The sequence below is a fragment of the Streptomyces sp. NPDC001156 genome (genome assembly GCF_053598275.1).
The window spans coordinates 62,835-73,629 of sequence record NZ_JBSFJX010000033.1 but is presented as its reverse complement, the minus strand read 5'-3'; the positions used below and the strand labels follow the sequence as shown (position 1 = coordinate 73,629).

9 protein-coding genes and 4 pseudogenes are annotated in these 10,795 nt (G+C 72.2%); 8 read left to right on the top strand and 5 right to left on the bottom strand.

Annotation, left to right across the window (positions count from 1 at the left end; translation table 11 throughout):
* Window positions 1–529: 529 nt before the first annotated feature.
* Window positions 530–628, top strand: a pseudogene (locus ACWDA7_RS18520) (hypothetical protein); the annotation flags it as partial.
* Between the two features lie 116 nt (window positions 629–744).
* Here the strand turns inward: ACWDA7_RS18520 and ACWDA7_RS18515 are convergent.
* From ACWDA7_RS18515 to ACWDA7_RS18505, 3 genes and pseudogenes are all read right to left on the bottom strand, one after another.
* Window positions 745–1,425, bottom strand: a pseudogene (locus ACWDA7_RS18515) (AMP-binding protein); the annotation flags it as partial.
* Between the two features lie 95 nt (window positions 1,426–1,520).
* Window positions 1,521–2,018: pseudogene (locus tag ACWDA7_RS18510) on the bottom strand (AMP-binding protein); the annotation flags it as partial.
* Window positions 2,019–2,101: 83 nt separating this feature from the next.
* The gene (locus ACWDA7_RS18505; RefSeq protein ID WP_450605330.1) at window positions 2,102–2,962 is read right to left on the bottom strand and encodes a LysR family transcriptional regulator; all 861 of its coding nucleotides are present in this window, start codon (window positions 2,960–2,962) and stop codon (window positions 2,102–2,104) included.
* Between the two features lie 148 nt (window positions 2,963–3,110).
* Here ACWDA7_RS18505 and ACWDA7_RS18500 point away from each other — a divergent pair.
* The 4 genes and pseudogenes from ACWDA7_RS18500 to ACWDA7_RS18485 all read left to right on the top strand — a co-directional run.
* Window positions 3,111–3,761: pseudogene (locus ACWDA7_RS18500) on the top strand (MFS transporter); the annotation flags it as partial.
* A 131-nt stretch (window positions 3,762–3,892) separates the two neighbouring features.
* Window positions 3,893–4,426 carry a hypothetical protein gene (locus ACWDA7_RS18495; protein ID WP_450605334.1) on the top strand — a complete coding sequence of 178 codons (534 nt, stop codon included), beginning with the start codon at window positions 3,893–3,895 and terminating at the stop codon, window positions 4,424–4,426.
* Window positions 4,427–4,523: 97 nt separating this feature from the next.
* Window positions 4,524–6,053, top strand: a complete 1,530-nt coding sequence (gene miaB / locus ACWDA7_RS18490; protein ID WP_450605329.1) for a tRNA (N6-isopentenyl adenosine(37)-C2)-methylthiotransferase MiaB — start codon at window positions 4,524–4,526, stop codon at window positions 6,051–6,053.
* Between the two features lie 222 nt (window positions 6,054–6,275).
* Window positions 6,276–6,995, top strand: coding sequence for a class III extradiol dioxygenase subunit B-like domain-containing protein (locus tag ACWDA7_RS18485; protein ID WP_450605328.1), 720 nt, complete (start codon window positions 6,276–6,278; stop codon window positions 6,993–6,995).
* 97 nt (window positions 6,996–7,092) lie between these two features.
* Here the strand turns inward: ACWDA7_RS18485 and ACWDA7_RS18480 are convergent, their stop codons facing one another.
* Both ACWDA7_RS18480 and ACWDA7_RS18475 read right to left on the bottom strand, forming a co-directional pair.
* Window positions 7,093–7,368 carry an antitoxin gene (locus ACWDA7_RS18480; RefSeq protein ID WP_450605327.1) on the bottom strand — a complete coding sequence of 92 codons (276 nt, stop codon included), beginning with the start codon at window positions 7,366–7,368 and terminating at the stop codon, window positions 7,093–7,095.
* 25 nt (window positions 7,369–7,393) lie between these two features.
* Window positions 7,394–7,663, bottom strand: a complete 270-nt coding sequence (locus tag ACWDA7_RS18475; protein WP_450605326.1) for a hypothetical protein — start codon at window positions 7,661–7,663, stop codon at window positions 7,394–7,396.
* A 181-nt stretch (window positions 7,664–7,844) separates the two neighbouring features.
* Here ACWDA7_RS18475 and miaA point away from each other — a divergent pair, with 181 nt between their 5' ends.
* The 3 genes from miaA to dapF all read left to right on the top strand — a co-directional run bounded on the left by miaA (window position 7,845) and on the right by dapF (window position 10,353).
* On the top strand, window positions 7,845–8,783 hold the full coding sequence (miaA, locus tag ACWDA7_RS18470) for a tRNA (adenosine(37)-N6)-dimethylallyltransferase MiaA (protein ID WP_450605325.1): 939 nt from the start codon (window positions 7,845–7,847) through the stop codon (window positions 8,781–8,783).
* 107 nt (window positions 8,784–8,890) lie between these two features.
* Window positions 8,891–9,379, top strand: a complete 489-nt coding sequence (locus ACWDA7_RS18465) for a hypothetical protein (protein ID WP_450605333.1) — start codon at window positions 8,891–8,893, stop codon at window positions 9,377–9,379.
* Between the two features lie 80 nt (window positions 9,380–9,459).
* A complete protein-coding gene (dapF, locus tag ACWDA7_RS18460) occupies window positions 9,460–10,353 on the top strand; it encodes a diaminopimelate epimerase (RefSeq protein WP_450605324.1) in 894 nt (297 codons plus the stop codon).
* Window positions 10,354–10,795 lie beyond the last annotated feature (442 nt).

The following is a 10,795-nucleotide window of genomic DNA, read 5'->3' as shown; positions in this document are numbered from 1 at the left end:
CTCAACCTCTCCCCACACCCGGCGACCAACGCCCGTCAGCCTGGCACAGCCCGAATCCCCAACGCGAGCTCACACGATTAACACCAGTCACCTAGTCCCACCCTCACAATGCGCCTGTTCCGGAAAGCACCGGAACGGGCGGCGCGGAGCCGCAGGCTGAGAGCACACGGGGGTTGGTCTTCTTGCAGTTCCGGATCTTGGGCACGATAGCGGTCGGCATCGGTGGCACGTTCCACGCCGTTCCAGGGCTGCGACAACGCTGTCTGCCGGCGAGCCTGCTCATCCAGGCCCCGGCGGTCGTGCCCGTCTCGACGCTGTACAGCGAGCTGTGGGGGGACAACCCCCGGCCACTGTGGAGAACGCGCTCCAGGCACATGTGTCGCGACTGAGACGAACACTGGTCCAGCTGGTGGACGGCCCGGCGGCGGACGTGCTGCGCACCCGGGCGTCCGGCTACAGCCTCGACGTGGAGCCGGAGGACATAGACCTCAACCGCTTCCGCGCGTACATAGGCCGGTCCCGCCGGGCGATGGAGGGCGAGGACCTGCCCGCCGCCCAGGAGCTCCTGGAGCAGGGGCTCGGGCTGTGGCAGGGCGCGCCGCTGGGCGACGCCGCCGTCGTACCGCTGTGCCAGAGCGCGGCCACGGAGTGGGAGGAGGAGTACCTGTCCGCGCGGGAGGACGCCTTCTGCACCCGGCCGGTGTCCGGCTCCACGATCCGCAGGTCGTTGCCGGGTGCCACCGTGGTGCCGCAGCCCACGAGGGCGCGGGAGGACCGGCTCGGGGCGGCCGGAGCGAGCCGCCCCGACTCCAGCTCCGCGATGTCCGCGTGGAAAGGGCGCGGTGGCCCGCTGGTCCCCGCGCGCCGGCCCGCGGGGAGCAGCGTGGTCTCGGCCAGCCGGTAGGCCGGTACGAACGCGCTCGACCGGAAGCCGACCTGCGCGAACCGGTCGGCGAAGGCGTCCATGGTCTGGGCCCGCACCGGCTCCGAGCCGTTGACGGCGACCTGCCAGCCCGTCAGGTCGAGCTCGGCGAGTTGCTCCTCGCCGACCTTGCGGGTGCACAGCTCGTAGGCGATGTCCGGGCCGCCGCTGACGGTCACCCCGCACTCGCTCACCACCTGGAGCCACCGGCCCGGACGGCGGGCGAAGTCGGAGGTGGACATCAGCACTCCTGCGGTGCCCAGCCACAGCGGGTGCAGCAGCAGTCCGGACAGGCCCATGTCGTGGTGGAAGGGCAGCCAGCCGCCGACCCGCGAGTGCGGGCCGGTGCCCAGCAGCGCCCCCAGCTCATGCCGGTTGGCCGGCAGATTGCGGTGGGTGAGCCGGGCGCCGCGCGGTTCCCGCGTCGAGCCCGAGGTGTACTGGAGGACGGCGACCGCGTCCGGGTCCCACCCGGGAGGCCGCCAGTCCGCCGCGGCCGGCAGCGCGGTGGAGTCGTCCAGGGCCAGGCAGGGCAGGTCGGCCCGGCCCGGCCCACCGCCGACACCAGGTAGGAGACGGCCGCCGCCGACTCCCGGTCGGTGAGCAGCAGCGACACCTGCGCGTCCTGGACGATGCTGAGCACCCGCTCGTCGGCGCTGCGCCGCCCGTTCGGCACCGGGCCCGGCGTCGGGATCGCGCCGGCGTACAGGCAGCCGAAGAGCGACGCGATGAACAGTTCCGGCTGCTGCTGGAGAACGAGCACCCGCTGTCCGCCCAGGCCCCGCTCCAGCAGCCACGCGGCCAGCCGCCGAGCGGCCTGGTCCAGCTCCCCGTAACCGATCTGCCGGCGGCGCATCCGCTCCGGACCGCCCTTCGAGGCGTGCCAGTCGAGCAGCAGGTACGCCGCCGCGTCAGGCTCCCGCTCCGCCCGCCGGAGCAGCAGGTCGGGCAGGGTGTGTACGGTCACCTGTTCCCCCCAAGGTCCGTCAGTGACACGACTGCGCGCCCAGCTTGCCCGGGGCACCTTGAGTCCTGCTTGAGCGCAGTGCTGCCGTGCCGTCGGACGGCCGCGCACGAATGGATCGAGTCCGGCCATGGAGGCCGGGACGTCCCGCTCGTGCGAACTGAGCCGCTGCTTCGTCCGATGCCTGCCGCCTGTACAGGCTGGTCCTGGTACGGCTATCTGATGTGCCGCAGGAACGCGGCGACCGCGGGGGACAGTTGCCCGTGCGGGTGGACGACTCTGATCGTCCAGACCGGTGCGTGCGCGGTGAAGTGGCGCATGGGGAGGTCGGGGAACCGGGCGGCCACCGACGGGGGCATGATGCACGCCCCGAGGCTGTGCCGGACCAGGTCGCTGGCGGCCAGCAGGTCGTTCACCTCGAACGTGACGCTGCGTTCGAGGGACGCCGCACGGAAGGCCCTGTCGACCTCCTGCCGGATCGCCCAGCCGGGGGAGAAGTCCACCAGCGGCAGACGGGCCGCCTCCGGCAGGGTCACCGGCCCCTCGGGCGGCAGAGCGCTCGGCCTCGGGGCGGTCACCAGGACCATCTCCTCCCGCGACAGCAGCCGGGTCCCGAGACCGCGCGGCACGGTGTCCAGGGCGGCCACGGCCAGGTCGACGGTTCCGGTGCGCAGGGCCTTCGGGAGGCCTTCGGCCGGGGCCTGACGCAGCCGGACCACCACGCCCGGGTTCTCCTGGTGGAAGTGCGCCAGCGCCAGTGCCAGGCCGGCGTACAGACCCTGCATCACACCGATGGTGATCTCTCCGCGGAGCTCTCCCTGGGCGATGTCCACCGCCGCCCTGGCCTCCTCGGCGGCGCGCAGGGTGGCGCGGGCGGCGGGCAGGAAGGCGTGCCCCGCGGGGGTCAGCGACACCCGGTGGGTGGTGCGCTGGAACAGTGACGCGCCCAGTTCGCGCTCCAGGGCGCGGACCGTGCTGGAGACCGCGGACTGCACGATGTGCAGCCGCCGGGCCGCGGCACTGAACCCGCCCTCCTCGGCGACGGCGACGACGACCTCCATCTGCCGCAGATCCATGGCCATCCTCCTCGGCTATCTCATGCACAGATAACCATCATCTTGGATCATCTCTCCCGTACGGGAAACACCGGCTGCGCGTACATGTTGGCAACGGCAGGCGGTGAAGGAAGGCCGCCGGTTCCACGGTCGATGGAATCCACCGCCCATGGAATCCCCGTCAACGGATCGGAGTCCTCTGATGTCGATGACGTCGGTCAAGGGCCTGCGTACGGATCGTGTGCCCGGCCGGAAGGCCGCGGCCCCGGAGCACGAGCGTGGCGACCGCCGGTACGGCGCCGCGTTCTGGACGGTCGCCGGGGTGTTCGTGACGGCCATGGCGTTCTCCACGGTTCCTACGCCGCTGTATCCCCTCTACCAGGCTCATGACGGGTTCTCCACGTTCACGGTCACCATCGTGTTCGCCGTCTACGCCGTCGGTGTGCTGACCAGTCTGTTCCTTGCCGGACACCTCTCGGACTGGCTGGGCCGCAAGAAGGTCATGACGGCGGCGCTGGCGCTGGAACTGCTCGCCGCGGCGCTTTTCCTCGCCACCCCGTCACTGCCGGTGCTGATCGCCGCCTGGCTGGTCACCGGTCTCGGTGTCGGGATGCTGACGGCGACCGCCACCGCCTATCTGCACGAGCTGCACAGCGCTCACCGGCCCGGCGCCTCGACACGGCGGTTCGAGACCGTGTCGACCGTGGCCAACATCGGCGGCCTGGGCGTCGGCCCCATCGCCGCGGGCGTCATCGCCCAGTACCTGGGTGCGCCGCTCCGACTGCCGTACGCGGTCTTCGTCGTGCTGCTGCTGACCGGCGTGGCCGCCATCGCGCTGACACCCGAGACCGCCCAGAAGCCCGCCGTCAGGCCGGCCACCGTCCCCAGCGGGTCGGGGCCACCCCCGGCGGCCCCGGCTACCTCGCCGCCGCCGCGGCCGGATTCACTTCCATGGCCGTGTTCGGCCTGTTCACCTCCGTGGTTCCCGGCTTCGTCGGCGGGACCCTGCACCACCCCTCCCGCGCACTGGCCGGACTGGTCGTGTTCGCCGTGTTCGGCGCCGCCGCGGCCGCCCAGACGGGCACCGGCCGGCTCCGTGCCCTCACGCGCTGGTACATCGGGCTGCTCGCCCAGGCCGTGGGCATGGCCGTCCTCGCCGTCGGCATGCACCTCGCCAGCCTGCCCGTGTTCCTGCTCGCCGGGATCGTCGCCGGAGCCGGCGCCGGGGTGCTGTTCAAGTCCGCCGTCGGACACGTGGCAGGTACGGCCGCCCCGGCCCGGCGCGGCGAAGCCCTCGCCGGACTGTTCCTCGCCTCCTACCTCGGCCTGGCGATCCTGCCCGTGGGCCTGGGCGTCGCCAGCCGCTCCATGAGCGTGACCACCGCGACGACGTGGTTCACGGCCGTCGTCCTCGCGCTCCTCGCCGCTGTCGCCGCCGCGACCGTCTCCGGCGGCAGGCATGTGATCGGCACCAGGGCCTCCTGACCCGATCAACCCGATCACATCGATCAATCAGAAGCCGCCTGCGCCCGCTGGGCGGTCCCGGACGGGCACCCGTGGGGGGACCACCTACCCTTGAGGCATGACCAGCAGCAGCGACCGGAGCCTCGCCGTGGACGTTCCAGCACCCAAGAGCTACGAGATCCGCACCTACGGGTGCCAGATGAACGTCCACGACTCCGAGCGATTGTCCGGGCTGCTCGAAGAGGCCGGCTATGTGCGGGCGCCGGAGGGTTCGGACGGCGACGCGGACGTCGTCGTCTTCAACACCTGCGCCGTTCGCGAGAACGCCGACAACCGTCTCTACGGCAACCTCGGCCGCCTCGCGCCGAAGAAGGCCACGCGGCCCGGGATGCAGATCGCGGTCGGCGGCTGTCTCGCGCAGAAGGACCGCGACACCATCGTGAAGAAGGCGCCCTGGGTGGATGTCGTCTTCGGTACGCACAACATCGGCAAGCTGCCCGTCCTGCTCGAGCGCGCCCGGGTGCAGGAGGAGGCGCAGGTCGAGATCGCCGAGTCGCTGGAGGCGTTCCCCTCGACGCTGCCCACGCGCCGCGAGAGCGCGTACGCGGCGTGGGTGTCGATCTCCGTCGGCTGCAACAACACCTGCACCTTCTGCATCGTCCCGGCGCTGCGCGGCAAGGAGAAGGACCGTCGCCCCGGCGACATCCTGGCCGAGGTCGAGGCACTGGTCGCCGAGGGCGTCTCGGAGATCACCCTGCTCGGGCAGAACGTGAACGCGTACGGCTCCGACATCGGCGACCGCGAGGCCTTCAGCAAGCTGCTGAGGGCCTGCGGCAAGGTGGAGGGGCTGGAGCGGATCCGCTTCACCTCGCCGCACCCCCGCGACTTCACCGACGACGTCATCGCGGCCATGGCCGAGACGCCGAACGTGATGCCGCAGCTGCACATGCCGCTCCAGTCCGGCTCGGACACGGTGCTGAAGGCGATGCGCCGTTCGTACCGCCAGGAGCGCTACTTGGGGATCATCGAGAAGGTGCGGGCCGCCATCCCTCACGCGGCGATCACGACGGACATCATCGTGGGCTTCCCCGGCGAGACCGAGGAGGACTTCGAGCAGACCCTGCACGTCGTCCGCGAGGCCCAGTTCACGCAGGCCTTCACCTTCCAGTACTCCAAGCGGCCCGGCACACCCGCCGCCACCATGGAGGACCAGATCCCCAAGGAGGTCGTACAGGCACGCTACGAGCGTCTTGTCGCCCTTCAGGAGGAGATCTCCTGGGAGGAGAACAAGAAGCAGGTCGGCCGCACCCTGGAGCTGATGGTCGCCGAGGGCGAGGGCCGCAAGGACGGTGCGACCCACCGCCTCTCCGGCCGTGCCCCCGACAACCGTCTGGTCCACTTCACCAAGCCGGACGAGGAGGTCCGTCCCGGCGACGTGGTGACGGTCGAGATCACGTACGCCGCCCCGCACCACCTCCTGGCCGAGGGACCCGTCCTCGGCGTACGCCGGACGCGCGCGGGCGACGCGTGGGAGAAGCGGAACGCCGCGGAGGCCGCCAAGCCGGCCGGGGTGATGCTCGGGCTACCGAAGATCGGCGCCCCCGAGCCCCTGCCTGTGGCGTCCGCGGGCGCGTGCGGCTGCGACTGACGTCGCGGTCGGCGGGGCGGGCGCGGTCCCAGCGGACGCCGTCGGCCCGGCCACCCTCCCTGCACTGTTGTGCGCTGGGCGTGACCGGCCTGATCGTCGGCAACGCCCGGCGGTCACCGGCGTGTGTTCGGTTGCGCCCTTCTCGCCGTCGGCTCTCGCGGTCCACTCCCGCGCCCGCAGGGCAATGACGTGCCGCCGTCCGGCGGGGTTACGCTGCGGATCATGCTTGTCGCCGCCGCCGTCTGTCCCTGTCCGCCGCTGCTCGTGCCCGAGGTCGCCGCGGGCGCCGCTCCCGAGTTGGACGGTGCCCGTGCCGCGTGTCTGGACGCGCTCGGCGTGCTCGCCGCCGCGCGGCCGGACCGGCTGGTGATCGTCGGACCCGCCGAGGAGAGCGGGCACGTCCCGTACCCCGAGGGCACCCGGGGATCCTTCCGCGGGTTCGGCGTGGACGTCGGTGTACGGCTGGGCACCGGCGGAGCGGGCCCCGCGGGGTCCGGTCGCGAGCTTCCGCCCTCGCTCGCGGTCGCCGCGTGGCTGCTGGAGCGGACCGCCTGGGCGGACGCCCCCCTGGAGGGACTGGGCGTGGCGGAGTCCCTCGCGCCCGAGCGGTGTACCGCGCTCGGAGCTGGGCTGGCCGGTCCGGACGAGCGCGTGGCCCTCCTGGTCATGGGCGACGCGAGCGCGTGCCGCACGCTCAAGGCTCCCGGCTACCTGGACGAGCGCGCGGCCGGCTTCGACGCGGAGGTCGCGCGAGCGCTCGCGGCGGCGGACACGGCGGGCCTGAAGGCGCTGGACGCGGACCTGGCCCGGGAACTGAAGGCCTGCGGCCGGGCCCCCTGGCAGATCATGGCGGGCGCCGCCGAGGGCGCGGGCCTGTCGGGCGCGCTTCTGTACGACGACGCACCGTACGGGGTGGGGTACCTGGTGGCGGCCTGGTCGTAGCGCATGCGTGGCCCGCGTCCCGGCCGGTGCCCCGATACGGCGGACGGCCGGGAGGCTGTGCGCCTCACGGCCGTCCGCCGATGTGCCGTCTGCCGGGTCAGGAGGCCGACGGTGGCCGATTTTCCGGCGGCGTCTCTCCCGTGCCGGACTCCGGTGGCATCCCCGCGGCGCCCGCCGGGCCCGTGTCGCGGTGGGCGATGCGTTCCATCGCGCCCTTCGCCTTGTCCGTGCCGGTGTGGATCTTGTCGCTGTACTTGCCCTTGGTCCTCTCGTCGATCACCTTCGCAGCCTTTTCCAGGCCGCGATCGACCTTCCCCTCGTGCTGCTGCGCGAACTCCGAGACCTTGACTTTCAGATTGTCCACGAGACGCATGATCCACCTTCCCTTGCGGAGGCAGTTACGTGCGGGCGCCCTCGTCGGCCTCGCGGTCGGCGGCCATGTCCACGGACTGCTGCCTGGGAATCCCGACACCCTTCTCGACGGCGGCCTGCGCCGGCTCCTCCACCGTGACCCCCGGCGCGGCCTCGGTCCCGGATGTGACCGGATCCTTCGCCTCGTCCGGCGCCTGCGGCTGGGCCGGGGCCGTCGGCTGCGGAGCCTCCGCCTCCGAGGGCCGCACCTCCTCCGTCGTCCTCGACCTCGGGAAAAGCCGTGCAAAAACGCCCATATCAACTCCATACATTACTCGTGCGGGCGAAATACCGCGTAGCTCGGTGTGCCCGCTTGCATCTCCCGGCTCACCCGCTCTCGAAGCGGCGGCCGGGACCTCACAACGGGCAACGAACCCGCATCGAGGGCGTCACCTAACTCGTTCGAGGCGAGGTCCGGAGGTTTGCGAAACTGTTGCGGTGAGTAGTGCAACGCCCGCGCCGCGGGTCATCGCCGTCGTCGGACCGACCGCGGCCGGAAAGTCCGATCTGGGCGTGTTCCTGGCCCAGCGCCTCGGTGGGGAGGTCGTCAACGCCGACTCCATGCAGCTGTACCGCGGGATGGACATCGGCACCGCCAAGCTGACGCCCGAGGAGCGCGGCGGCGTGCCACACCACCTGCTGGACATCTGGGACGTGACCGTGACGGCGTCCGTGGCCGAGTACCAGCGCCTCGCCCGCGCGCGGATCGACGCACTGCTCGCCGAGGGCCGCTGGCCCGTCCTGGTCGGCGGCTCCGGGCTGTACGTACGCGGCGCGGTCGACAACCTGGAGTTCCCCGGAACCGACCCCGAGGTGCGCGCCCGGCTCGAGGAGGAGCTCGCCCTGCGCGGCTCCGGAGCGCTGCACGCGCGCCTGGCCGCCGCCGACCCGGAGGCGGCACGCGCGATCCTGCCCAGCAACGGCCGCCGTATCGTCCGGGCCCTGGAGGTCATCGAGATCACCGGGCTGCCCTTCACCGCCAATCTCCCGGGTCACGACTCGGTCTACGACACCGTGCAGATCGGCGTCGACGTGGCCCGCCCCGAGCTCGACGAGCGCATCACACGCCGCGTCGACCGCATGTGGGAGGCCGGGCTCGTGGACGAGGTACGCGCGCTGGAGGCGCAGGGCCTGCGAGAGGGACGCACGGCGTCCCGTGCGCTCGGATACCAGCAGGTGCTCGCGGCGTTCGCGGGGGAGTGCACCCTGGAAGAGGCGCGCGCCGAGACCGTACGCGCCACCAAGCGCTTCGCGCGCCGTCAGGATTCCTGGTTCCGTCGCGACCCGCGCGTGCACTGGCTCAGCGGTGCTGCAGCGGACCGAACGGAACTCCCGCACCTCGCACTGGCGTTGGTCGAACGACCGGTTACAGCCTGATCACGTGATGGCATCGGGACGCTCCGGCCGTCATTTGGGCCGCCTGTGGCATGCCATCATCGAGCTTCGATCGACCAAGTGAGTCCGAGTTGGGAGGGCACGTGGCGATGGAGGCCGGCCCTCGCGACACCGCTCAAGGCGCGGAGTACGGCAGCGACGAGGGCGTGGACGAGAGGCTCAGCTCCGACGGGCCCGACGAGCACCCGACCGGCGGCGTGACCGCCGACGGGCCGGAGGCGCACGAGCTGACCGCCGGGCACGAGGTCGAGGTCGAGCTGCGCCCGCAGCGCCGGCTGCGCACCTGGCAGCTCGCCCCGATCGTGGCGCTCGCGGCGGTCGGCTCGCTGATGTTCGCCTTCCCGCTGGCCTTCGAGTTCGGCGACGGCGGTGCCGTGGTCGCCATGCTCGGGCTGCTGATCTGCTCGTGCGCGGCGGGCTGGGGCATGATGGCCGCGCGGCGTGTCGGCTACACCTGGCCCGGCGTGCCCCAGCGCGGCTCCGGGCGCCGTCCGGACTGGCGGGTGGCCCTCGCCTACGCCGGGCTGGTCGCCGTGGTCGTGGTGCTGGCCGTGTGGCGGGTGGCCCGGCTGCGCTGAGGCCGCGAGGTCCGTCCGCCGGGCAGCCGTACCACTGACGTGCGGTCCGTGGTGTCGTACCGACCCCGTACGATCGAGGAATGAGCACGCGGATCGCCTTCCTCAAGGGGCATGGCACGGAGAACGACTTCGTGATCATCCCCGACCCGGAGAACGCCCTCGACCTGCCCCCGGCCGCCGTCGCCGCCCTGTGCGACCGCCGCGCGGGCATCGGCGGCGACGGTCTGCTGCACGTGGTGCGTTCCGCGGCGCATCCCGAGGCCCGGGAGATGGCCGCCGACGCGGAGTGGTTCATGGACTACCGCAACGCGGACGGCTCGATCGCGGAGATGTGCGGCAACGGCGTACGCGTCTTCGCGCGCTACCTCCAGCGCGCCGGGTACGTGACCGAGGGGGATCTCGCGGTCGCCACGCGCGGGGGTGTGAAGACCGTGCACATCGCCAAGCCCGGGCCCGGCCGTGACTCGGCCGAGGGAGACATCACCGTCGGCATGGGCAGAGCGGTCCTGCCCGAGGGAGACGTCACGGTGAGCGTCGGCGAGCGCAGCTGGCCCGCGCGCAACGTGAACATGGGCAACCCCCACGCGGTCGCCTTCGTCGACGACCTCGGCCATGCGGGCAATCTGTACAGTCCTCCGCCCTTCAGCCCGGTCTCGGCCTACCCGGACGGAGTCAACGTCGAGTTCGTGGCAGACCGGGCACCCGGACACGTCGCGATGCGCGTCCACGAGCGCGGTTCGGGCGAGACCCGCTCGTGCGGAACGGGTGCCTGCGCGGTCGCCGTCGCCACGGCCCGCCGCGATGGTGCCGATCCAGCCGTGACGGGTGTACCGGCCACGTACACCGTGGACGTCCCCGGCGGCACTCTGGTGATCACCGAGCGCCCGGACGGCGAGATCGAGATGACCGGGCCGGCGGTGATCGTCGCCGAGGGCGAGATCGACGCCCAGTGGCTGGCGGCCGCGACCCGCTGAACCGGAGCACCGCGCGACCCGCTGAACCGGAAGCGCCGCGCCATCCGCCGACCGGAACGGCGTGCCGTCCGCCGTCGCCCGACGGCTGGCCGGGGGATCGTCGCGGATGGCCCGAACGCGAGCCGTCCAGCGGCTTCTCTCGGGCGAACCGGGCGCGCCGAAGCTCGGTGCGGCACGTGGACGGTGACGCCGCGTGCCGCCGAGTGGCCGGAAAGCGCGGTCGGCGGCACGGTCGCGCCGCTCCGTAGCACAGCCCGGAGGGCTTCTGAACGCTTCTATCCGCGGCCCGGCGCCAACCGGGAACGATCGAATCGACGGTCGGCGCTCCTGCCCGTGGCGCAAAACCGTAAACCCTCCGGCCTTCGCTCGAATGGGTGATCCGTTTCACGCTCGGCGAGAGCCGGTCGGCCGGGCGTGATGGGCTCGGTAGCATCAAGCACCG